We start from the raw sequence: 24,596 nt of genomic DNA on the forward strand, positions 1-24,596 counted from the left end.
CCGCCAGGGAGCGTAAGCATTGCTCTGTGAGAACTCCGGGCTGGTTGTTTACTGGCTAGTGAAAAGCATGCCCAGCAGAGCCTGATAATGCTTTTCTTCTTCCGGTTCAGAAACGCGATCCAGGCGAGAAAGCAATTTCGTACAGATCGCTTTTCTGTTCAGGTTGCGCCCATCACTGAGAATTTCGAGCACGATTTGCCCCATCGTTTCCTGCTGAGACAGCGGCGCTACGCCATTGAAATAGCGAGTAATATCATTTTCTACGCTGTTCTGGCCTGGTGTAAAAGTGTTCTGTCGCATAAATCGCTCCTGTAAGTTCACACTTTGCAAGATGTTAATTAAGTTATGCAATTGCTATAAAAACTGTACATAAAAGTGTATTACTTCGCTTTCTGTTTTTTGGCTAAAAGTGCTAATCGTTTATTATCAATATCTTATTTGTTTGTTTTTTTAGTTTACTGATACGTAAAATTGTACATACTGCTTAAAGGTAAATGACGAGCAAAACACTCCATGTTGTTAAGTTGTTTAGTCTTTGTTGAGTTTGTGGCGACGTCAGGGCGGGGATCTGTTAAGTTAATCCCTTAACCTTTCGCTGGAACCCGCCATGCTCACGACAGTTATCTACCGTAGCCACATCCACGTCAGCACGCCGTTTGAGGTTTTGGAGGCGATGGTTTCCGCGGCAAATACAAAAAATATTGACGCTAATGTGACGGGAATTCTGCTTTTCAACGGCAGGCATTTCTTTCAACTATTGGAAGGCCCGGAAGAGGGCGTGCAGAAGATTTATCACGCTATTTGTAAAGACCAGCGCCATTACAACATTGTTGAGTTGCTTTGCGATTACGCCCCAGCCCGTCGCTTTGGGCGAGTGGGCATGGAGCTTTTTGATTTAAGAGAGCATGATAAAAACGATGTCTTGCAGGTCGTTTTGGAAAAAGGGACTAGCCGATATCAACTGGCTTACGATGACCGGGCCTTAAGTTTTTTCCGGACCTTTATCGAATCGACGGAAAAAGAGAACTATTTTGAAATCCCTCCGCGTGATGCGTGGGAATTTATTCTTGATGAGCCAGGCCACTCGGTATCAAGTAAACACACGCTGCATGAAAAGATAGTTTTTCAACCGATTGTTGATCCCATGGCTCGTACTGTAGCGGCAGTAGAGGTGTTGACCACGGACGCTAATCCAGCGGCAAAGGAAGGGGGCGATGTTTACCAGGCTGAGCTGCTGAATGCGAAGGCCGCTTTTGCCGCAGCATGCGCCGCTAATATTGGCTTGCAAACGCTCTGTATTAATTTGCTGCCGATGACGTTGGTCATGATTCCTGACGCCGTGGAACAAATGCTGGCGGATATCGGGGCAAAAGGACTTGTTCCCGAGCAGGTGGTTATTGAGTTTACCGAAAGCGAAATTATGCCGCAGATGGATGCGTTTACCGATGCTATCAGGCAGCTTAAATCGGCCGGTATCAAGCTTGCGATTGATGATTTTGGCGTCGGCTTTGCCGGGCTACAGCTGCTGGCACAGTTTCAGCCTGAGAGGCTTAAAATTAATCAGGCGCTGATTCGGGGGATTCATAAAAGTGGGCCACAGCAGGCGATTATCCAGGCCATAATCAAATGCTGCGCCTCGCTTGAAATCGCGGTTTCAGCCACGGGTATTGAGCAACCGGAAGAATGGATGTGGCTCGAGGCTGCCGGTATTTCTCATTTTCAGGGGGATTTGTTTGCTAAACCCTGCGGCTACGGAGATTTCCGTATTGCCTGGCCGGAGCGTAAAGCAGAGCTGTGATATTTGCCGCAGGTCGTGTCCCAAAGGGATCAGATTTCACTTGTACAACTCGTAAAAAAATTGTACACATTGAACAGATTGACTGATGTTTCAATGGAGACGTGGGATCTGTGTACGGGGAGGGACACTATGGCCTATTACACTATCGGTGATGTAGCAGAGCGATGTGGCATCAACCCGGTCACCCTGCGTGCCTGGCAGCGCCGTTACGGCTTGCTAAAGCCCCAGCGAAGCGAGGGGGGCATCGACAGTTTGATGATGCGGATATCCAGCGCATCGAAGAAATCAAATACTGGATGAGCAAAGGCGTTTCAGTAGGCAAAGTAAAAGCCCTGCTGGAGCGTAATCATGTGCCCGAAGAGCAGCTGTGGTTGACGCTGCAAGAAGAAATGATGCTGCTGGTCAGGAAAGTTAATCCGACAAAGCTGCGTGAGAAAATTATTTCTCTGAGCCGGGAGCACAGTGCTGACCTGCTGATTGATAATCTCTTACTGCCCGTAAGGCAAAAACTCAGCCAGGATGAATCCACGGCTTTGTTGATGCGCAGCCTGCTGGATGGCGTGTTGATCCGCCATTGCGCCCAAAGTCTGGTAGAGGTGCAGAGCCAGAGTGGCGAAGAAATCCTGCTGATTGGCTGGCAGACTGACGATCGGGCTGCGTTATGGCTGGAAGCATGGCGTTTGTCCCGCAGAGGCCTGAGCGTGAACGTATTTGCCGAGCCGGTGGAAACCTTGCGTCCGGAGCTTTTTCCTGGGCAGCCTATTTTTCTATGGACGGGAAAAGCATTACTGGCCGCCCAGCAAGAACAGATCCTCCACTGGAAGCAGTGGGGATACGACATTGAACTCCATCAATAAGCAGGCGTCAGCCTGATTCAGGCTATTCCCCCGTTTTCTATAAAAAGCCGGTGAAGCGCCGGTTTTAAGCTTTTCCTTATCCGCTGCAAACCGATCCGTTTCAGGCACACCTCTCAACGTGGGATAGCCTTAAAAACATCCAAAACGCCTTCTCCAAATGTTGAAGGCTTGTCATTTCACGCACCCTATCCGGTTTTGCCGGGCCTGCCATAATGCATTTATCCATCAATAAGTTAATTAAAAATCAAGAAGCAGAGTTTTTATGGCATAGCCTGGACATAGGCTTACGGATAAGCCGCTGAAATCAACCGGCGACACGGATCAAGAAAATTAACAGAAAGATTCAAAATAAGTTTCGGAATCTGATTAATGAAATGGGGAAAGTGATGAAATTACTTGAAGGTAAAGTCGCTGTGATTACTGGCGCCTCGGAAGGTATTGGACGGGCTGTTGCTATTTTGTTTGCTCAGCATGGCGCTTCGTTGATTCTGAATGCGAGGAGTCAGGCACCGCTGGATGCGCTGGCGGCGGAGCTTCGTTCCGTTGGCAGCGATGTCAGGGTTTTTGTCGGGGACGCAGGCGAAGAGAAAACGCATGCTTCAATCGCCGCCCTGGCTGCTGATGCATTCGGCGGTATCGATATTGCGGTCAATAATGCCGGTACAACGGGCGCTATCCGTCCACTGGCAGAGATCGCCCCTGACGAATGGCAGCATACGCTGACCGTTAACCTGACAGCGGGTTATCTCGGTGCCCGGAGCCAGATCCCGTTGATGCTCAAACGAGGTGGGGGTTCTCTTATTTTTATCTCCAGCTTCGTCGGTACCAGCGTAGGTCTGCCGGGAATGGCCGCATATGCGGCGGCTAAGGCCGGGCTGATGGGGCTGGTGAAGGGGCTTACCGCAGATTATGCCGGGCAAGGCATCCGTGCCAATGCCTTACTGCCTGGAGGAACGGAAACCCGAATGGCTGGTGATGAGCATCAGAAAGCCTGGGCTGCGGGGCTGCATGCGTTGAAACGTCTGGCACAGCCGGAAGAGATAGCCAGCGCGGCACTGTTTCTGGCGAGTAATATGTCGAGTTTTGTGGCTGGTTCAGCCCTGTTTGCCGACGGGGGAAATGCTGCGGTTAAATAGGAAGCCGCTTGAACATGACTTTTTGAGTGTCGGGCGATTTCTTAGAAGGCACTGAATGCATGAACCTGTTGCCAATTGAATCCGTTTGGCAACAGGTTTTTATCTTATAACATACTGATTTTATTAACTAGCTATGAGAGTCTGAAGTCTGTTTCTGGAACAGCTCCCGGAACACAGGATAAATATCGTCCTGATCTCGGATATGCTGCATCGCGAAGTTCTCGAAGGTGGCCTGCAGATTTTCGTACTCGCGCCACAGGGTCTGGTGCGCCCGGCGGGTGATTTCGATGTAGCTGTAGTAGCGCACTACCGGCAGCAGTTTTTTCGCCAGGATCTCATGACACAGCGGCGAGTCGTCTGCCCAGTTGTCACCGTCCGAGGCCTGCGCGGCGTAGATGTTCCACTGCGCCGGATCGTAGCGCTCCTGCACCACTTCATCCATCAGCTTCAGGGCGCTGGAAACAATGGTCCCACCGGTTTCCTGTGAGTAGAAGAACTCGTGTTCGTCCACCTCTTTCGCCTGAGTATGGTGGCGAATATAAACCACCTCCACGTTTTTATAGGTCCGGCTCAGGAACAGATAGAGCAGGATATAAAAGCGCTTGGCCATGTCTTTCGTCGCTTGGTCCATCGAGCCGGAGACGTCCATCAGGCAGAACATTACCGCCTGGCTGGAAGGTTCCGGGCGTTTCTCGTAATTCTTGTAGCGGAGATCGAAGGTGTCGATAAACGGCACGCGGGCAATTTTTTCCCGCAGTTCCGCAATCTCTTTCCGCAGACGCTCCTCTTCCAGCAACTGAGCAGGTTCGCTGCGGCTGACGGTGTCGAGGGTCTCTTCGAGCTCGTGCAGCAAACGGCGTTTACCCGCGCTCATCGCCGTGCGGCGCGCAAGCGAGTTTTGCAGCGAGCGAACAACGCTGATATTGGCCGGGACGCCGTTAGAGGTAAACCCGGCGCGATGGGATTTAAATTCGGTGATCTGCCGGTGCTGGTTGCGCTTCAGGTTCGGCAGCGCCAGATCCTCGAACAATAAGTCGAGATATTCATCTTTGGAGATCTGGAAGACGAATTCATCCTGGCCTTCGCCGTCCTGGCTCGCCTGACCCTGGCCGCTTCCACCGCCGCCTCCGCCGCCCTGCGGGCGCTCAATGCGGTCGTTTTGTACAAAGTGGTCGTTGCCGGGATGGACGCGGTGACGCAGGCCACCACGACCCTGATGAAACATCGGTTCGTTGATATCCTCAATGGGGATGGACACGGACTCGCCGCTGTCCACGTCGGTCACCGAACGCTTGTTGATGGCCCCGGAAATCGACTGTTTGATCTGCGCCTTATAGCGGCGCAAGAAGCGCTGGCGGTTGACCGCGCTCTTGTTTTTGCCGTTAAGCCGCCTGTCTATGAAGTAGGCCATAGTTCCCCCAACTGCTTATGCCAGGTGCGCAAACAGGCCACGCCGCCCGGCGTGACCTGCATGAAACTCCCTTAAGAAGACTTACGGACCCGCAGATACCATTCACACAGCAGGCGAACCTGCTTGCGGGTGTAGCCTTTCTCCATCATCCGATCGACAAAATCATCGTGTTTCTTCTGCTCGTCGGTGGAGGTTTTGGCGTTGAACGAGATAACGGGCAGCAGCTCTTCGGTGTTCGAGAACATTTTCTTCTCGATAACCGTGCGCAGCTTCTCGTAGCTGGTCCAGTTTGGGTTGCGACCATTATTATTGGCGCGGGCACGCAGCACGAAGTTGACGATTTCGTTACGGAAATCTTTCGGGTTGCTGATCCCGGCCGGTTTTTCAATTTTCTCCAGCTCCGCGTTCAGAGATTCCCGGTCAAACAGCTGGCCGGTATCCGGATCGCGGTACTCCTGATCCTGAATCCAGAAGTCAGCGTAGGTGACATAACGGTCAAAAATGTTCTGCCCGTACTCTGAGTAAGATTCGAGATAGGCGGTCTGGATTTCTTTGCCGATAAATTCCGCATATTTCGGGATCAGGTAGCCTTTCAGGTACTCCAGGTATTTCTCGGCCTGATCCTGCGGGAACTGCTCGCGCTCGATTTGCTGTTCCAGCACGTAGAACAGGTGCACCGGGTTCGCCGCCACTTCAACGTGGTCAAAGTTGAACACGCGGGAGAGGATTTTAAAGGCAAAGCGCGTTGAGAGCCCGTTCATGCCTTCATCGACCCCGGCATAGTCCCGGTATTCCTGATAGGACTTGGCTTTCGGGTCGGTGTCTTTCAGGCTTTCCCCGTCATAGACGCGCATTTTTGAGTAGATGCTGGAGTTTTCCGGCTCTTTCAGGCGCGACAGAATAGAGAAGCGAGAAAGCGTTTCCAGGGTGCCCGGGGCGCAAGGTGCGTGGGACAGCTCGCTGTGGTTGAGGAGTTTCTCGTAGATTTTGATCTCTTCCGAGATGCGCAGGCAGTAAGGCACCTTGACGATGTACACGCGGTCAAGGAAGGCCTCGTTGTTTTTGTTATTGCGGAAGGTGACCCACTCGGATTCGTTCGAGTGCGCAAGAATAATGCCGTTAAACGGCAGGGCGGAGATACCTTCTGTGCCGTTGTAGTTCCCTTCCTGGGTGGCGGTCAGCAGCGGGTGAAGCACCTTGATAGGCGCTTTAAACATCTCCACAAATTCCATGATGCCCTGGTTGGCCCGGCACAGCGCCCCGGAGTAACCGTAAGCATCCGGGTCGTTTTGCGCGTGGTGTTCCAGTTTGCGGATATCCACTTTACCGACCAGCGCGGAAATATCCTGGTTGTTCTCATCGCCGGGCTCGGTTTTTGCGATGGCAATCTGGGCCAGAATGGACGGCCAGACTTTCACCACGCGGAATTTGGTGATGTCACCGCCAAATTCGCTCAGGCGTTTGGCTGCCCACGGCGACATGATGGTGCCGAGGTAGCGGTTAGGGATGCCATACTCTTTTTCCAGAATGGAGGCGTCTTCCTGCGGATTGAACAGGCACAGCGGATGGTCGTTGACCGGGCTGCGTTCGCCATTGGCGCTCAGCACGTAAATAGGGACGCGCTGCATCAAGGCTTTCAGGCGTTCGGCCAGCGATGATTTACCACCGCCCACCGGCCCCAGCAGATAGAGAATTTGTTTCTTCTCTTCCAGCCCCTGGGCCGCGTGTTTCAGGTAGGCCACGATCTGCTCGATAGCCTCTTCCATGCCATAAAACTCTTCAAACGCCGGGTAACGGGCAACCACCCGGTTTGAAAAGAGACGGGACAGCCGTGGCTCTGTGGCAGTGTCTACCATCACTGGCTCACCAATGGCCGTCAATAGCCGTTCTGCCGCATTTGCGTAGGCACTGCGATCTTGTTTACAGATAGCAAGAAATTCCTGCAGTGTGAACTCTTCGTCCTTGGCAGCTTCATAACGCTGGCGATAGTGATCGAATATATTCATGGCATGCCGTCCTGTTGTAATCTGTGGGAACATTTTACAGCTATCAGCTTTTTCTCTTTTAGCGTCGAAAACCAACGGGATAAAAAATATGCTCCGTCCTATTTGTTATGAGCGTGTATCGTCTTTTGATCAAGTAATTACGGGAGGTGGCCTTGATGATCAGAGGTCGATTATTGAGCAGTATTTAGATGATAATATTGATAAGTTCACTAAAAATAGAATATTCATAACAGATGAAGGGGTTAGTGCATTCAAAAATGCTAATATTTCTGCTGAGTCGAATCTTGGTAAATTTTTACAGGATGTGCGAGATCGCAAGTACGGTAAAGGTGATGCCCTTATCGTTACCAGTTTGGATAGGCTTAGCCGTCGTTCGAGCTGGTCGGAAAATACAATTCAATTCATTGTGGTTTCCGGTATTGTCATTTACGACATAAGTACTGGCCTAGTGTTAAAAGACGATGACAGTTTTTCTAAAATCCTGATGGAAATCATCCTACAGCGTTCACACAATGAATCACTGATGAAGTCCGTTCGTGCAAAAGTAGCTTGGCAAAACAAGGTAATGCGAGCCGTAGCTAATGGCGGCGTTGTATCAAACCGAATGCCGTTCTGGTTGGAAAATGTAGATAACAAGTACGCAATCAAAGACGAACAAGCGAAGCTGGTAGTTCAATGTTTTGAATGGTACAAGGCAGGATTTAGTACTGGAGAGATAGTTAAGCGTATTGATGATCCAAAATGGCAAATGGTGCGTGTTTCACGTTTGATTAGGGATAGGCGTCTATTGGGGGAACACAAGCGATACAACGATGAAGTGATCCCTAACGTGTATCCAAAAATCATTGATGATGAACTATTCATAACTGCTAATCGCATGATGGATACAGTTATGACGGATAAAAAGAAGCCAGCAGAGGATCTTTTATTAGAGCCTGATGTGGTTAAATTAATTTTTACCCTGTCTGAAACAGGACTTGGTTCAGGGGCTATTGTTAAGCGATTACCGGAAGGATGGAGTACCGTTAATGTGCTCAGAGTACTGAGGGATAAAAGAGTAGTTGAAGAGAAGATCATTGATAACCTGACCTTTGAAAGAGTTAATGAAAAACTAACAAAAAATGGTGTGGCTAATCGGATCAGGAAAGATGTAACCATAGCTCAAGATGATTATATAACTAATTTGTTTCCACGTATTTTAAAGTGTGGGTGTTGTGGTGGTAATATCGCAATTCACTATAACCATGTTCGTACTAAGTACGTTATATGTAGAACAAGGGAGGAGAAAAAACGTTGCGATGCAAAATCTATTCAGTACATTCGAATAGAAAAAAATATTATTAGTACGATTATGAACGTAGATTTCAACAATCTGATGAATGAAGATTCCTCGAATGGCTCTAATGTTGCAGATTCATTGAAGGTTGAGCTATTGGCTCTCCGTAAAGAGGAAAGTACTTATCAGAGAAAAATAAGTGAAAGGAAAACAGGTGGTAAGAGAACATCCTTACCATTAATGGAAGGTCTAACAGATGTGCAAGATAGGATTGACGAAATATTAGAATTAATAAGCAAATCAACTATCGCACAACAACCGCCAGTACTTAACTATGATATAGATAATTTACTTGACCCATTAAATGTAGAGTTGAGGGCAAAGGTACGTAAAGAGATAAAACAAGTTGTTTCTAAAATAACATATCGTGTGATAGAGAAGTATATTGTAGTTAACCTACAGTACCTTACTGATGTATTGTCACATGTATTAATTATCGATAATAAACGTGGTGGTGGTGATTTAGTCTGTCAAATAGCAATCTATGTCAAAGATCGTATCACAATCTATGAGACGCCATCATTTTCACTAACGGTTGAGAGCGAAGGAATGCCACGAATCAATTTTAATAACAGCGAATCTCTAAACCAGATTGATTATAGTTTATTACTGAATTATGTCGACGATATCGAAGGTGCAAATACTGTTGCCGAATGGATGCGTCACAATATGAATTTCTTGTTCCCTAGGTAAAAGTTACTATCCCACACAGTAACTTATGGGATAGATATAATTATTTATTTTGTTGTATAGATCACAAGAATTTGAGACTGAATTAGTGGACGATATAATAAAGTGTTATGATATCTTTCGATAAAGGGGGTAACATGAAGAAAAAAATCAAAGATATATTGTTGTTACTTGCTGGGATTTTGATAATTGCTTATGGTTTCTATAGTATGCAAGGTGATGATCCAACATATCCTATTCGTGGAAAGATAGTTGATAAAGGATAAGAGTAAAAGTAGTCATTAACGCATTTGATATATTTTAATTGAAATGATTTTTACAGCATGGGATATAGGAGAAGCTCCTTTGGAGCTTCTCCTATTGTACAGCAAGAGTTATCCCTTTAGTTACTGTTTTTGGTAACACAGAATAGCGGTTTTTATTTAAGCAATATAATAAATACTTCTATCAACAATAGAGGTATGTATGAACTTTATAACAGAACTAATCGCAACAGTACTTTACATTACGGTAATCTTCCCGCTATCACTACTATTCTACATTGTGTTTATGTGTCTAGTAGTGATTACCTTTCCAATCCACATTCCCGCCGTTAAAAAACACATTTATGGATGGTTATCATCAAAAAATGATAAATAAGTGTATAAAGTTGGGACAAAATGCATATTTTGTACAATAATAAAAATAAGCAAAATAACTATGGAGTTATCCCATAAAATCTATGGGGTTTTTTCTCATCCCAAAAAAGGAAAAAAAGATATATGAAGAAAGAAGTAAAACAGCACCAAGTAGGCGTGAAACTAAATGAAAGACAAATTATGGCATTAGACGAACTGATATCAGAAGTTAAAGGCAAATCACGACCTGCGATAATTCAGTGCTTAATAAATTAACTTATCATACTAAAGTAAAGTATGGGGTTTAATACTCACCCTTATTGAGTATATGGAAGTACTAACAAGGAATGTTAGTGCAATTTATCAAGGATAGAAAAATGACAAAAACACAAATAGAGTTAGAGGAAGTAAGAGATAGACTTACAATATGTTCTGGTTATGAGTGGGAGATATACCCGAAGAACAATCGTTATATTGTATCTGAATATGGGGAAATCTACACTACCATAGGCAAGGGCAGAATCCTAAAGCCTAGTGTAATGAAGTCTGGGTACATCAGATACAATTTAGAGAATGGTCATGAATATATACATAGAATAGTATCTTTTACTTTCTGGGGAGATCAAACAGAAGATGGATTAGAAGTGGATCACATAGATAGGAATAAAAGTAATAATCATTACACCAATCTAAGATGGGTTACACGTAAAGAAAACTGCAACAACCGAGGGAGAAGAAGTAAGAAATAAAAAACGTTGTAGTGGGAGAAAACACTACAACGTTAAAGAATTAAAAATTGTCTTATTGTTATGTTGTATTTACCAAGGCAACTTTACTGAATCTTTCTAAATAACACACAGGCTAAGCCCCGCAATGGGGCTTTTTATATTGGAGAATTAAATGGAATTAATTGATACTATTATAGAAAAAGTACAGTACAGTAAAACGAGATACTTTTACAAACCACTAAAGAAGTTAAAGCAGTACGACAATCAGTACTACGATTTGTTCAATGATGGTGATTCACAAGAGTATGTTATTAGTGATGTACCTTTTGATGAATCTAACTACATTCACAAAGAACAAATTATAGTGACTTTGATTTATAACCGATTTGATAAATCACAGTTCACGTTAGAAGTTATAGTAAATGATGAATTAATTAGTACTGCAACTTTACCAAATATTGAAGAAATGGAAGAAGATGAAAAATTTCAACAGTCACTTGTATATGATTGCTCTTATATCAACTTCACAGATTTAGAAAATATCCAATCAGTACTAGTCAAACATTATCACCTACGCAGTGTAGGTAGCACGCATATAAAGGATGAAAAATAATGACTAATAAAGTAAACAACGTACCAGTAAAAGAATTCATGGAAAACGTGAAGAAGTTTAACGACAACAAAGAGATCAAAGACATTATCAACCAGTTTAAAGACTTTGGTCTAACTGGTTCAAGGCGTGGCCTAAATCCGTTGTTCATGTTTATAGTACTGAAAGAAGCAGACGAGATAAACAACAAAGAAGTTGGACGGATCATTGAAGGTTTTCGTATTGAACAGGAATACAAAGAACTAATCAAAGTAGCAGCCTCTAAAGTAGAAAAGCAGTATCTACGCAATGTTATGAAGTTACCAAATGGTGAATGGAATACAGCACTCCTAAAGAGCTTTGGAAGCGACTACAAGCCTTTAGATGAACGAACCCACCGCCGCTATGGTAATGCGATTAGAGAGGCTTCTAAGGCCGGACAGGAGCTTATACGGGGTATGGTAGTAGAGGTAGTAGAAGAGGTAGTACTAACCAGAGCACAGAAGCAATCAATAGAACGCTGGTTCGATGCAGGAATGACCGAAGAAGCACTTCTACAGTACCTAAATGAACGTAAAAAGTGATTCAGTCCCGTGTCCGTTTTTGTCACAGAAATATGCAGGAAAACGGCCTAAAACGGCCTTTATAGGATTTTTTTTGAGCAAAACGGACACTTAATATAATATCAACTCCCACTCTTAACTTTGAAAGTATATGTGCCTTACTGATATTCAGTCTCTAAAGAGCCTAACTTCGCTTTGCTCGTTAGTCTCTATAAAAACCAAATATTAGATCGTAACTTTGCGTTTTTCTCGCAGTAGCTCGAAACCACGCAAGCGTTTTGTTCGCTCTCGCTCTCGCTCTCCGAACCCAGTACTGGGGAAGTGATTACTACCAAAGCGATCTTTTCAGTACTGGCTACGCATTTCAAAGTAACTAAACCCAAGAACGACTATCAAAGTAATTATTCAAAGTGATTTGGAGTTGGACGCCTACGCAGTGAGGCAGTCCCGCACCAGTCCGAACCCGCCGAAGGAGGCACCAATGAAAAACAAACCCGCCAAGTGGTCAACACTACGTACACACATCCAGAAGCAAGGAGGCCGTAGTGATGGCCTCTATAATAAACCCAAACGCTCTAAACTGACTGACAGCCCACAGGTAAGCCCAACTAAGCTGGAAATGCTTATAGACTACATAGAGCAGTACAGGAATAAGAATGGAAGTATGCCCTCATATACTCACCTAAACAGTGAATTCAATATGAGAGCTACTAAAGAGTACTATTGGTCACTAATCACTAAATAGTAATATAAAACATCACAGGAGAAACCTATGAACGAACTAAACAAAATTGAAATCACACTCACACAAAAACCGGGTACTCGTACCGATGAATCTCAACTATTGCAAATCCTACTGGCAGAGGTATTAGATGGTGATTCACTACAACTTATTATTCGTGGTCGAGCTATTACAAAAAGTTTTGATATTGAACGTAAAATACAGTCGCTAAAAGATGTACTTGCAATCATGGACAATGATTTAGTACGGGAACAATACGAAACCCTACTAAAAGAAAAAGAAGCACTTGATGCAATCGTAGAAAATCTAAAATGAAACTACAAGGAATAGACGAGTATGAACTATTCCATCGATACCGCTATGACAATAACACTACTATATGCATCTTTAGTGATTCAGTAGTGTACTACGATGGTTACCTACGTGTAGTATTAAAACGTGATAGCGGAAAATATTCAATGGAAGAAATCAATGCAGGACGGGTAGAAGAACTACCCGATTTAAGTAAGTGTGGGGAAGATGAATTATTTCAATTCAGTACTATTATGGCAATCCAACCACTACTAACAATTCAACGGGTAATGAATGAAATCCACGGGGAATACGAATTATCATAGTCCGGTGGACGCATTAGACGTAGTCATCTGGCTGATGAAATAATCAGTATGATAAGGCAGTAAGTATAAAGTATCATGAATTACTAATTTTAGTATCGAATACCCCCCCTAAGACTTAAGTTAAATTATATTGACGGGGAATCCTGGCGTGATTCTGCACTAAATCAACTGTCTGAGTCAAGGGTTTATAGGTTGATTAAAAATTTTCGCTTGCTAAAGAAGTATTAAAACTATGTCGTGAGAATAAGAAAGAATGTATACGGGAAAGTTGAAGTGCATTAATGAATGCCCCTTGCGGGGCTTATACTATCAATATTTAAGTGCGGGTATTAAAATTTTATTTATGGAAAGTGAAAAGGGTATCAAGTTCAGATTTAAGTATAGTAGCGTCACTTGCTATTTTATCTCTTAGGTTTGATATATCTTCAAGTAATTTTATATTGTGATTGTTCGCATGTGTATCAAGTAATATTAAGTACACATGGGATTGATTATAAAACCCTAGAAGCCTTGAGAATGAATCCCTAACCTCGTCAATATATGTTATTTTCCATCTTGAACAAGATGTCAGCTTCTGAATCAAATCTATAATTTGATGAGCATTATTTGCAATCTCATTTTTTATAACTGGATAGTCTGGGCTTTGCGTATTCAATCCAACAAGTTGACTGTGAATCGCCATTATTTTGCTTGAGCAATCTTCATAACCTGCCATTAATTCAGTAACATGTTTAAGTCCTTCTTCTTTTTTCTTGTTTTGTAACCAGTCTGGAGCTGCTTTATAAGCCATATAAGCAACTACAAGTGTACCGAAAGTTGATAGTGCACTTAGTATATCAGTAATATTGCTAAAAGAATAAGCATCCTTGCTAGGAAAAATAATAAGAAGACCCAAAATTATAAAAACAATAACTACAGCAATTATGATTAATGCAACAAGTTTAGTTAATGAATGAATGAGTTCTATGTTTTTCATATCAATAAGACTTAGGAATAATTTGAGTAAAATGTACTAGACCGAACCATAAACAACCAAGAGTGTCAAATAACATCATGATAGAAGCTTAGTTGGGAATACAAAAATTTCATCAATTCGTTTATTCAAAAATTCAGAGTTTTCATTAATATATTCCCTTAGTTCGTCTAATTTAACAATAAGTCGATGGTTAATAGGATTTGCTTCAATGGATAAATCTAGGCAGACATTGCAGTACTCTAGGAGTAATTTATAATCATCGTACAGCTTACTTGGGACGATTACACTCCAGCGATTGCAAGCATCCAATGTTTTTTTTAGGAGAAATATTCTAGCAGAAAGCTGCCTAACATCTGTTGTGAACTCTATTATTTTTTCTTCACATCCATGTAGTGTTGCTATATCAAAATATAAAGTTGAAAGTTTACCGATTATTTTATCTCTTTCCTCTAATAGGTTAGATATGTGCTTTGACGCAGATTCATATTGCTTTTGAACTAACCAAGAGTTGGCATTCCATGCTGCGTAGACAGCAGCCCCTGCCATAGCAATATTACAAAGTGCACTAACCCAGTCACTAACAGAACCCCATTCCAATTTACTACTCCCGTGAAGTAATATTTTAATCAACACTAATCCTACAAGGAAAAGTAGGGTTAGTACTACTGTTAGCAATGCTCGATTCCAATTTTTTATGTTCATATTATTTTTAGGTGTAGTATTATAACCAATGCCGTACTTCTCATATCAGGGGTGACGTTTGTTTTAAAGCGTGAGAAGTACGGCATTTTAACATGGATCTGCCAATGGATATACATTCGCTGGTGAATGCAATGGTGTCAACTACTATAAACTACAGTTTTGCAGTGAGTGGCCATATGATAAAATTAATTAAACGGATATTACAAGTACTGTGTCTTATATTCGTGAAGGCCGCCTGGGTTACATTTCTGGGTATTATGATAAAAGAGAAGTAAACACAAATACAACTATAGGAATTACATAACCAGTAATTCCAGTTAATGGAATAGTAGAATGATTACAGAACAGAAGATTAAAGAAGTATTTAAAGGTTTTGTTGGTCTTATAGTGATAGCAATCATAACGGTTATCTATCAGGGTTATCAATGGAGCGGCATTTCTTTCCTTGAAATTATCGCGTTATTCTTAACAGCACTATCATGTGGCATGATTAGCATGTGCCTAACTCCATTCACTAAAGGATTGGCAGGAAAGTTTAATCTGGATAGTAGTTTAATGAGACGTGGATTATCTTTTGGATACTTTGTCCTAGTGTATGCAGTGACGGGTATTTTACTACAATTCGTATTCGGGTTTGATATTAAAATGGTTGTACTACTGCCTTGCTTCTATGCCGCATGGATTCACGCAGACCACTTTTATAAACTTTCAAGCCAGAATAGCTAATCTGTAAATTTTATATTTTTTAGCGTTGAATAAGGACTGTGCCGTAGGTATGGTCTTTTTTTTAATTTATTAAAAAAATTTCCATTTTTAGAAAGTAAGTGTTAAACAGAAATCCAAAATGCGGGAACACTGCATTTATGGATAAGGAATTAGTTGGTACGGTCGATGGACATTACACAACGGTTATGTTCCCATCAGGTGAGCGTAACGGCGTTAAGTACTACAAACCACAGTTTCAAAGTGAATGCCCGTATAACAAGATATACCAGACCGACAATATCAGTACTGGATGCTTCATACGTGAAGATAGAACTAAAAACGTTGAGCAATATAAAAAACACGTCAAGTAGGGTAAATATATCCCCATGCTATTCTTGACAAAGAATACACGAGGATATATCCATTAGCGTAACAGGGCTAATGTTCTTGAAATTCTTAAAATATCTTTTTCAATCTCATCCAATATCGGTATTGACTTTCTGCTTCGCTCCGCAATTTCTTGTAGGATGTATCTATTAAGGTAATTGTTAACATTATTAGGTTCGAGATTTTCTGGTGTGGGAACAACACAGCATTGCCAATAGTAAATTTCTTTTTCAAAGAGATTAAGCCATTTAGAATGATATTTTTCTTTTGACTTTTTTTTATTAAGAACATAAATGCTAGCGGCAGCTACTACATCAGCAATTTGTATACCATGTGTGACTTTAGAATCAGACAGGATCACAGGCTCAGACAATTTAAATGTTATTGGGATTTTTTTATTATTAAATGTTTGATATATTATTTTATCATTACCAATCATACGATTGAATGAATCAAGATTGGTTATTAATGGTTTTGAACTATCACATATGGCCCTCAATGTGCCGAAATTGCTACTAATATCGCATAAAAGATTATGAAGAGATGTTGTAGTCAAGTCTAATAGCCACTTATCAATACCAGTACCTTCTAGGCTATCGTATTCATCTTGAATTTTTGCGATGTTATGCTTAGCAAAATCATGAATATCTAACATTATTTCCGAGTCTTTGATACCAGCAACTGGTTCGATAAAGTTATCGATTAAAATCTTACCCCGTGAAAAATCCTCAAATCTTGAGTGTAATAATTCAGAATGTTCATCTTTAGCTATCAAAGAAAAATACATTATATTAGATATAAATAAATGAAATTTGAGGTCGTAGAATATTGAGCTTTTAGCTGCTAACACTGGTTCAAAAATATATTCGAAAAACTTTCCTGAAAGAGCATATTTCTTTTCGTTTACAACGACACGCATACGACCGCGAAAATGACAAAGTATTTCATCTACGGCTGGTTGCCATTTCTTGCTGTTTACGAGGGAGCTTCCCTTCAACTCCCCAGCGGTTATAGAATACTTCTGTATTATATAATCAACAAACTGTTTGCTTTCCTCATCATCAGTTACTACCGCTGCGTAACTAAAATAAGGCTGATCTTTTGAAAGTAAGTTATTACCAGTGAATCCTGACTCATCGAAGTAGACATTTTTAATCAATTTAATCATCCTTTTATGAAATTAATATGAATGTAACATTATAAAACATTCACTGCAATAAAGTTTATTGTCAGATAGTAATATCACGTAAGGTACTCCGCATCTACCCCAAAGTGGGCGTGTTTTCGGCCACGCATTATTTTAAATATATTTTAAAAACTAATACATACCCGAACCGAAATTGAATAAATAATGCATAAAACATGCATAAGGAATTTTTTATGAAACCAATTAGCTTAAACGCATTGGCTAAACAATATGGCTATGACGAATCCACAGTACGTCAATGGAGAGATAAAGGTATGCCATGTGGTGAGAACTCTACAGAAGCAGAAACAAGAACGTGGATTGTAGAGAACGTACTAAGACCACTACGAGAAACCGATATCAAAGAACAGATTGAGCAAGAGCGACTAAAGAAACTAAAAGCAGAAGCTAGTTTAGCAGAATTTGAATTAGCCGAAAAGGAAAATACTATTGTCAGTACTGAATATGTAGAACAGGTACTAACAGAATATCTATATCAAATTAAAAACACCATTCGTTCTATTCCATCAAAAATTTATCTTGAACTATTTGCAATGGAAGATGCAAAAGATTTACGCGACAAATTACGCGAAACTATTGATACCAATTTATATCAATTAGGCGAAATGGAATTCGAATTACCGGAGGATGAAGAAATACTAAATCATGGAACAGAACCAGAAAAAGAACAAAAAGAACAAAAAGAAATTAACGATATTACTTCGGAGAGTACTACCAACGATTCAACCGCCGAAGATTCAGAAAACCTCTGAGTGGATATCACAAGGTATAGTTAAACTTGTTGATGGTCCAAGTATGGGACTTGATTTTATCCCATTTGCTTTTCAACGCGAACCAATGGATATAGCTCAAAATCGTAGTACTAAAAAGATAGTTATTCAGGCATGTTCACAATTACTTAAAACTCAAGTAATGACAGCAATAGCATTTAATAAGATGGCAAATGATCCTGCTAACTTTGCTTTTGCTTCAAGTAGTGCTGACGAGATTAAAAAGTTTCGATTAGGTAAATTCATGCCAGCCGTTGAAACGAGTCCAGCACTGTCAAAGTTAGTCACAGATAAAAGCGATAAGAACGCAGCGAACAATGCCAAACAAACAGAATTAAAAAATGGTACGTTCATCTATTGGTTGAACCTTAATACCCCAGGTAACTTGCGTGGTATTACTTGCAGTACCGTTCTATTGGATGAAGTTTCAAATGTTGAGATTACCGAAGAGGGTAATCCAATTAAATTAGCCGAAGCACGTACATCAACCTTTGGTGATGATTCATTAGTAGTAGTTGCCAGCACTCCACTATTCAAGAATGATTTAATTAATTCTGAGTTTAATCTCTCAGATAAACGCTATTGGTTTGTTACTCATACTTGCGGTCACGAATACAAGTTTGAATGGGAACAAGTTAAATTTCAATTCAAACAAATTGAAAACGGTAGAGCGATTCCAGATTCAACTACTGCAAAGTTAGTTTGTCCTCATTGTAATGAGCACATAGACGAACACACACGCCACCAGATGGTAAATAAAGGCCGCTGGATTGCAACAAATCCCAATGGTGAAAAGGGTGTAGTAGGTTATCAAATCAGCCGCATGTACTCACCATTGAATACTATTGAAGAAATGGTAAGTAAGTACGCAGATGCTTTGTACTCATTCAATCTTCAAACATTCATGAATAATGAATTGGGTGAGGTCTGGGAAGATGAATATGCAAAAGAATTAGATATTATCCAGTTAGAACAAACAAAGGATAATTCATTTACTATTCATAACATACCCGAAAAAGCATTAGGTATTGTAATCGGAGCCGATCAACAGCTTGACCGATTAGAAGCTACAGTACTTGCATTTGACGATAAGAATGCCTGGGTATGTGGTCATGAGTTTTTCTATAGTCACGACTGTACAAAGCTTGAGGCTACAGCATGGAAAGATTTAGATAAGTTTTGCCGCCAGAACTTCAAGACAGCAATAGGGCGAACAGTACCGACACTTGCCGTGTTTGTTGACTCCAGTAATGGTAACGCAACAGAGACAGTGAAACGCTTTACGGCTCGCTGGTCTAAGTATCATCCTATCAAAGGTTCCAGCTCGACTACATCGCCATTGTTTAAGAAATCAACAGAGGCTGGTTACAAGCTACAGGTACTAAACGTTCATGAAGGTAAGTTAACGATCCGTAAGTTACTTAACCATCTATTGAGTGATGAACCAGAACTTGCACCTACGCGACTACATTTCAGTAGTTCCATTCCTCATGATTACTTTGAGCAGTTAACCAGTGAAGAGTTAAAACCCAAAGGCGGTAAACTTCAATGGCGATTGAAGCAAGGGCAGAAGAGGAACGAAACCTTGGACTGTCTTTGTTATTCATTGATAGCACGTGAATTTGCAGTGAGTAAATTAGGAACTACAAAGCCATATAGAAAACTACGTGAATTTAAATCTACAGTTAATAGTATTGAAACACCAGAGGTAATAAATACTCCAGTAATAAATAAGGAAGAAACCAAACCGATTTCAAAACCAGCAACCAAAACTACAAGGCGTAGAGATGGCAATAACTGGTTCGGTAAGTAAGGAAATTAAAATGGCAAATATTTTACCAGAAAAGATCTATATGCTAACAGTGCCATATGATCAAAAGATAACACTCCCCGCCAGTACTACATTAGTTGTTAACTATCTAAGTGGGGGTAATTCAATTACTCTCACTAATTCGTATTCAGTGCAAAAGGATTTTACCCTTACACTAGATATGACTGATAGTAATGACAAACTATTTTGTGTACAGATTAGCGGTAGTAAAACAACAAACTTTGTATCTGAAATAATCAACCCTGCTAAATACACAAGTGAATATTCACAGCTAGTTAATCTAATCAAAGAAATTGATGCAGTGATTGAAGCTCGCGTAGCTGGTGGTGGTGTTTACTCAGCAACAATTAATAATAAAACTCTAATTAGTGAAACACTTTCTAATCTTGAAAATATGCGTATTCGTTATATCAAACGTGCAAATGCTCTTTGGGCGAGTATGAATGATCAACCAGTAAATGGAAATGGGAAGCCAATCAAGAGTATTACCGTGTTTCGTGATCCTAATTATCCTAACAGATGGGGTACACGATAATGATTTGGAAAAAGAAAGAACAACCAGTACAGCAACAGCCGCAGCCAAAAGCAAAACCAAGTCAGAAAAGATTAATTGATAAACCTCAAACTAACCTAAAGCGTGATCTACAGGCCGTGCGTGGAATGAGTACTCCAGTCATTAACTTTGGTTTTACCGCCGGTACTGGCTCGCAAAATATCAACAACTTGATTAGATGGTTCCTTAGTGATTGGCGTAATGCTTCACGTGAGGCAGTACTAAAGAATCCTCTAGGCCGTAAGTACATGAACCTTTCGGTAGATGGCGTAGTAGGGGCAGAGGGCGTTTACATTAAACCGTCGCCAACAATTGAGGGTTTAACACCAGACGAACTACAGAACCTAAGCCATACGTTAGAAAAACGTTTTGACCGTTGGGCTTATGATCCAGATCGCTTTAGTCTCGATGGTTCTATGACGTTCGATATCTTCCAACAGACAGTAGAGAAAGTACGTGTACAGGATGGTGAATGTTTTATCCGTATTCATAATGTAAATAATGCTATTAAACTTGAAATCATTGATGGTGCTCGCCTAACTCAATTGAATAACCAATTTTTAGACAACGGAAACTATATTTCAAATGGTATTGAGTTTAACCAGTGTCACAAACCAGTAAATTATTATTTCTGCATTTATAATCCGATCACGTACACATACAACGCAACAGCATTTGAAATCATTCCAGCTAATGAAATCTGTCATTACTTCATACCAGACCAACAAGGTCAGGAACGAGGCGTACCAGATATGATTAGTACCAGTAAGACTATGGAAGATTTGAAGAACTTCACTGAGGCGGCATTAATTGCCAAACGAATTTCAGCTAGTACTACTGCTTATATTACTAATAACAATAACGATACTGACCAGGTAGAACTAATCGCGGGTGAGTCTGATATCACGGCAACCTACAATGAATATCTTGAAGCAGGTGCAGTATTTGAATTGGGTAAAAACCAGGATATCAAAACTGTAAGCCCTTCAAATGGTGCTGATAAAATCGGTGAATTTACTAGTGAGTTAATGGATCAAATTTCAATGGGTCTAAACGTCACTAAACAAAGTCTAATGGGTAGTACTGCTGATGCTTCATTTAGTGCAGCCAAGTTAGCCGAACGCCTACAGGCAACAACCTTTAGAACTCGTAGTAATGTACTAATCAGTCGTGTACTAAAACCAATCTATCTTGAGTGGATGAAGAACGAAATGATAAATAGTAGTAGTTTGAATATTTCATTCTCTGATTTTGATGATGCTATTTGTGCTCGTTACATTCCAGTAAAACCAATTTCTCTAGATCCTACTAAGGATATTCAAGCCGAAATTATGCTACTTGATGCAGGGCTAAAATCTAAAACTCAAATCATTAGTGAAATGGGTGGTGATCCACGCATAACCCTAGAAGAGATAGAAAAAGAAAAGGAAATACAAAATAAGGAAAACGTTTCAAATGGAATTGAAGAAACTCAACCAGAAGAGGGAACTAACAGTACCAGTACGGGCGATTAATGCCGATACTAATACAGTAGAAGTTGCATTCTGTAGTGAAGTACCAGTAAGTAGAATGATTAATGATGATTTATATTATGAAATCCTATTATGTGGCGAAGAAAACGTAGACCTATCCCGCCTTAATAATAAGGGTGCAGTACTATTCAATCACGATCGCGATAAATTAATTGGTGCCGTTGTATCAGCACAGATGGATTCTGATCGCGTAGGTCGTGCAACCCTACAAATTTCACAAGTAGGATTAGGTAGTACCATGTGGGGAATGATTCAGGAAGGAATCCTAAGTCATGTATCCATCGGGTATAACATCTACGATTACCGCATGGACGGCAATAATATTATTGTCACTAATTATGAAATCTATGAAATCTCGTTAGTAACTGTACCTGCTGATGCCACCGTTGGTATTGGTCGTTCAATGGGCGACAGTATTATACGTGATGTATTAGAAGATGAATTACAAGAAGCCCATGAGGACGAAACACTAAATAGTAGTAATGAAACTACTACAGAGGAAAGACTCATGGAAGAACAAGAGGGAATGGAAGAAACCCGCCTAGATAACGAATCATACGATATTGAAGAAACATTAGTTACTGCTAATGATGAAAATGGTGGTGTGACAAACATTGAACTAAGTGATGGTGAATTAGAAGAGATGCTATCAAAGCGTCCAGATCTATTAGCTAAGCTAAAAAATTATGGTGTAGAACCAGAAACACTAAATAGTAATGATCCAGTAGAAAATGAAGATACACGCGATATCGATACTGATAATGATGCTGATGAACCAGAAATGGAAGATGAAGCAGAATTAGAACGTAAACGCGAACTTGAATCTATTGGTGCTGTACTAAAAGTTGACGTATCAGAAGCAATTGAAAACGGAATTTCAATTACTGATTTCAAACGTTCACTAAATACAAATAACAAAAATCCTAACGTTAAGGAAAACAAAATGGAAAAATCTGTAATTAATGGTCTTATTCGTCAAGCTGCCGAAGGAAAACCATTCGAAGGTGCTCGCGTTGAAGTACCAGTAACCCAACTACGTGCAACCTCTACCGCTCCTGCTACTGGTGGTGCTTTAGTTAAAGAAGTGTATGTAGATTCATACATCGATGTACTACGTGCTAACTCTGTATTTGCACAACTACCTATTCAAACTTATTCAGGTCTTGAAGGTGAAGGTAATCTAGTACTACCAAAACTATCTTCTGATTTCACCGCAATGTTTGCATTCATTGAAGAAGGTGCGGATAGCCCTCTAGTTGATGCTAACTTTGAAAAGATTGTACTAAAACCAAAAACCTTTAGTGGTTCCGTTCCAATCACTCGTACTCTAATTAAGTCTGCTGATACCGCAGAACGTTATGTACAAAATGCAATGGTACGTGGTGCTGGTCTAAAACTAGAAAAAGAAATCCTAGCACAAATCGTTGCAGTTGCTCCTACTGAAACTCTAGCGGCTGCTATTGATCAGAAAGCAGTACAAGATGCTTTAGCTAAACTAGCTGCTGCTAATGTACGTATCGATGAAGTTGTTGCTATCGTGCATCCTACTACCGCTGCTGTACTACGTTCTACCCTAGTTGGTGGTAACACTGCTGCTAAATTCATGATTGAAGGCTATCGCTTTGACGCATACCTATGTGATTCTGTAAAAGTAATTGAGTCTACTCAAGTTGCAGCAGGTTCTATTATCTTCGGTGACTTCTCTAATGTCATTCTTAGTTCATGGGGTGGCCTAAGTGTAGATCGCGATGATACTACTCTACGTGCATCACAAGGCATCGTACTACGTACCTTCGCGTATATCGACCATGCAGTAGCACATGAAGAAGCATTCCTAGTTGTTAAACTAGCGGCTTAATAATTATGAGAGCATTTACTAACTCACAAAGTGATGTGTTTTTAAATGCTTTCGGTGAAATGATCCAAACCTCTACGGGAACCAAATTCAAGGCGATTCTTGAAGAGGTTCCCGTAACCATTTCTACGGGTACTGGAAACTTCATTGAAGGTTATGAAACATATTGCACGGCAAAAAAGAACGACACACTAACAGTACAAGTAGGTACTATCCTAATCATTCGCGGAGTAAATAAAGAAGTATACAATATTGTTGATGATCTTTCGGGTATGGTTGATATCTATTACCGCAGTGAAGAGGGGCAACATTTCGCGGAGGATTACTAATGGACTTAGTAAGCACAGTTAGAAAAACATTTAAAGGATTAATCACATCAACGAAGGAATTAACTGTTTCACGTGATGCTGATGTATTCGCAGAGGTTGCATTTAATTTTGATTTTGAAAGTATTGATTATTCGGTGTTACCTCGTCAGGTTGGGAGCTTCACAGTACAGTACTTAGTTAGCCCTAAACCAGAATCAAAGAATACAGCACCGAGTGTTACCTATGATCAAATCATTACTACATTCGATACATTAAAGGCACAGGCATTTGTAGATGCTGGCATTGTACTATTAGGTTATTCATATGAACAATCAGATATCGTAACAGATCCAGTAACCGGTAGTGTTTCCTTAGCCTTTTCAATAAATATTAAAGCAACAATGAAAAGGAAATAACATGGCTCAACTAATAACAGGGAATCTATTCAAACTACTATACAGTGACGATCCCGCAAATAACGTACCAATGGGTGCCAGTGTAAAAGAAATATCTAATTTAGCAGAAATGCCAACGCTTACATTTAAGAATACTCAATTGGACTATGAAACATATGATAGTAACTATAAGACAGTAACTATAAGACAGTACTACTATCTAACAAAGACGTAGAACCATTTGATATTGTAATTCACTATGTACCAACTGAGGAAAGTACTGTA

General features: G+C 41.0%; 23 protein-coding genes and 1 pseudogene. 18 read left to right on the forward strand and 6 right to left on the reverse strand.

What is annotated here, in order from left to right:
* Positions 1–48: 48 nt before the first annotated feature.
* Positions 49–300 carry a regulatory protein YcgZ gene (gene ycgZ / locus LH23_RS13970; protein ID WP_039292160.1) on the reverse strand — a complete coding sequence of 84 codons (252 nt, stop codon included), beginning with the start codon at positions 298–300 and terminating at the stop codon, positions 49–51.
* Positions 301–607: 307 nt separating this feature from the next.
* Here ycgZ and LH23_RS13975 point away from each other — a divergent pair, with 307 nt between their 5' ends.
* From LH23_RS13975 to LH23_RS13985, 3 genes and pseudogenes are all read left to right on the forward strand, one after another.
* Positions 608–1,798 (forward strand): diguanylate phosphodiesterase, encoded by a 1,191-nt coding sequence (locus LH23_RS13975; RefSeq protein ID WP_039292164.1) that lies wholly within the window; start codon positions 608–610, stop codon positions 1,796–1,798.
* A gap of 129 nt (positions 1,799–1,927) precedes the next feature.
* A pseudogene (locus LH23_RS13980) lies at positions 1,928–2,655 on the forward strand (MerR family transcriptional regulator).
* 386 nt (positions 2,656–3,041) lie between these two features.
* A complete protein-coding gene (locus tag LH23_RS13985; protein ID WP_039296694.1) occupies positions 3,042–3,791 on the forward strand; it encodes an SDR family oxidoreductase in 750 nt (249 codons plus the stop codon).
* A 127-nt stretch (positions 3,792–3,918) separates the two neighbouring features.
* On the opposite strand, the gene LH23_RS13990 is transcribed toward LH23_RS13985, so the two are convergent.
* Together LH23_RS13990 and yeaG are read right to left on the reverse strand one after the other, a co-directional pair.
* On the reverse strand, positions 3,919–5,202 hold the full coding sequence (locus LH23_RS13990; protein ID WP_039292166.1) for a YeaH/YhbH family protein: 1,284 nt from the start codon (positions 5,200–5,202) through the stop codon (positions 3,919–3,921).
* Positions 5,203–5,273: 71 nt separating this feature from the next.
* A complete protein-coding gene (yeaG, locus tag LH23_RS13995; RefSeq protein WP_008456669.1) occupies positions 5,274–7,208 on the reverse strand; it encodes a protein kinase YeaG in 1,935 nt (644 codons plus the stop codon).
* An 88-nt stretch (positions 7,209–7,296) separates the two neighbouring features.
* Between yeaG and LH23_RS14000 the strand changes: the two genes are divergently transcribed.
* The 7 genes from LH23_RS14000 (at position 7,297) to LH23_RS23980 (ending at position 13,090) form a co-directional block, all read left to right on the forward strand.
* Positions 7,297–9,237, forward strand: a complete 1,941-nt coding sequence (locus LH23_RS14000; protein WP_081946089.1) for a recombinase family protein — start codon at positions 7,297–7,299, stop codon at positions 9,235–9,237.
* Positions 9,238–9,371: 134 nt separating this feature from the next.
* Positions 9,372–9,500 (forward strand): hypothetical protein, encoded by a 129-nt coding sequence (locus tag LH23_RS24365; protein ID WP_269320194.1) that lies wholly within the window; start codon positions 9,372–9,374, stop codon positions 9,498–9,500.
* Positions 9,501–10,228: 728 nt separating this feature from the next.
* Complete coding sequence (locus tag LH23_RS14005; protein ID WP_197062485.1) at positions 10,229–10,600, forward strand: HNH endonuclease signature motif containing protein; 372 nt, start codon at positions 10,229–10,231, stop codon at positions 10,598–10,600.
* 151 nt (positions 10,601–10,751) lie between these two features.
* Complete coding sequence (locus LH23_RS14010) at positions 10,752–11,192, forward strand: hypothetical protein (protein ID WP_039292169.1); 441 nt, start codon at positions 10,752–10,754, stop codon at positions 11,190–11,192.
* On the forward strand, positions 11,192–11,752 hold the full coding sequence (locus LH23_RS14015; RefSeq protein WP_039292173.1) for a hypothetical protein: 561 nt from the start codon (positions 11,192–11,194) through the stop codon (positions 11,750–11,752). Before LH23_RS14010 ends, LH23_RS14015 begins: the two co-directional genes overlap by 1 nt.
* Before the next feature lie 751 nt (positions 11,753–12,503).
* On the forward strand, positions 12,504–12,788 hold the full coding sequence (locus tag LH23_RS14025; RefSeq protein ID WP_039292179.1) for a hypothetical protein: 285 nt from the start codon (positions 12,504–12,506) through the stop codon (positions 12,786–12,788).
* 143 nt (positions 12,789–12,931) lie between these two features.
* The gene (locus tag LH23_RS23980; RefSeq protein ID WP_156108037.1) at positions 12,932–13,090 is read left to right on the forward strand and encodes a hypothetical protein; all 159 of its coding nucleotides are present in this window, start codon (positions 12,932–12,934) and stop codon (positions 13,088–13,090) included.
* 337 nt (positions 13,091–13,427) lie between these two features.
* Here LH23_RS23980 and LH23_RS14035 read toward each other — a convergent pair whose 3' ends face one another.
* Together LH23_RS14035 and LH23_RS23100 are read right to left on the reverse strand one after the other, a co-directional pair.
* The gene (locus LH23_RS14035; protein WP_039292184.1) at positions 13,428–14,066 is read right to left on the reverse strand and encodes a hypothetical protein; all 639 of its coding nucleotides are present in this window, start codon (positions 14,064–14,066) and stop codon (positions 13,428–13,430) included.
* Positions 14,067–14,141: 75 nt separating this feature from the next.
* Positions 14,142–14,663: a hypothetical protein gene (locus tag LH23_RS23100; protein ID WP_156108038.1), complete on the reverse strand. Its 522-nt coding sequence runs from the start codon at positions 14,661–14,663 to the stop codon at positions 14,142–14,144.
* A gap of 438 nt (positions 14,664–15,101) precedes the next feature.
* Between LH23_RS23100 and LH23_RS14045 the strand changes: the two genes are divergently transcribed.
* Positions 15,102–15,494: a hypothetical protein gene (locus LH23_RS14045; RefSeq protein WP_039292187.1), complete on the forward strand. Its 393-nt coding sequence runs from the start codon at positions 15,102–15,104 to the stop codon at positions 15,492–15,494.
* Between the two features lie 403 nt (positions 15,495–15,897).
* Here LH23_RS14045 and LH23_RS14055 read toward each other — a convergent pair whose 3' ends face one another.
* Positions 15,898–17,019, reverse strand: coding sequence for a DUF3800 domain-containing protein (locus LH23_RS14055; protein WP_039292193.1), 1,122 nt, complete (start codon positions 17,017–17,019; stop codon positions 15,898–15,900).
* 221 nt (positions 17,020–17,240) lie between these two features.
* On the opposite strand from LH23_RS14055, the gene LH23_RS14060 reads away from it, so the two are divergent.
* The 7 genes from LH23_RS14060 to LH23_RS14090 are packed head-to-tail and all read left to right on the forward strand — an operon-like array spanning position 17,241 to position 24,332.
* A complete protein-coding gene (locus tag LH23_RS14060; RefSeq protein ID WP_039292195.1) occupies positions 17,241–17,819 on the forward strand; it encodes a terminase small subunit in 579 nt (192 codons plus the stop codon).
* Positions 17,713–19,650 (forward strand): terminase gpA endonuclease subunit, encoded by a 1,938-nt coding sequence (locus tag LH23_RS14065; protein WP_039292198.1) that lies wholly within the window; start codon positions 17,713–17,715, stop codon positions 19,648–19,650. Before LH23_RS14060 ends, LH23_RS14065 begins: the two co-directional genes overlap by 107 nt.
* Before the next feature lie 10 nt (positions 19,651–19,660).
* A complete protein-coding gene (locus LH23_RS23105) occupies positions 19,661–20,203 on the forward strand; it encodes a hypothetical protein (protein WP_052050237.1) in 543 nt (180 codons plus the stop codon).
* Positions 20,203–21,735: a phage portal protein gene (locus LH23_RS14075; protein WP_039292201.1), complete on the forward strand. Its 1,533-nt coding sequence runs from the start codon at positions 20,203–20,205 to the stop codon at positions 21,733–21,735. The genes LH23_RS23105 and LH23_RS14075 overlap by 1 nt, the downstream gene beginning before the upstream one ends.
* Complete coding sequence (locus tag LH23_RS14080; protein WP_039292204.1) at positions 21,677–23,611, forward strand: phage major capsid protein; 1,935 nt, start codon at positions 21,677–21,679, stop codon at positions 23,609–23,611. Before LH23_RS14075 ends, LH23_RS14080 begins: the two co-directional genes overlap by 59 nt.
* Positions 23,612–23,616: 5 nt before the next feature.
* Positions 23,617–23,937 (forward strand): hypothetical protein, encoded by a 321-nt coding sequence (locus LH23_RS14085; RefSeq protein ID WP_039292207.1) that lies wholly within the window; start codon positions 23,617–23,619, stop codon positions 23,935–23,937.
* Positions 23,937–24,332, forward strand: a complete 396-nt coding sequence (locus tag LH23_RS14090) for a hypothetical protein (RefSeq protein ID WP_039292210.1) — start codon at positions 23,937–23,939, stop codon at positions 24,330–24,332. The genes LH23_RS14085 and LH23_RS14090 overlap by 1 nt, the downstream gene beginning before the upstream one ends.
* Positions 24,333–24,596: the final 264 nt, after the last annotated feature.

Source organism: Cedecea neteri (genome assembly GCF_000758305.1).
GTDB lineage: Bacteria > Pseudomonadota > Gammaproteobacteria > Enterobacterales > Enterobacteriaceae > Cedecea > Cedecea neteri_C.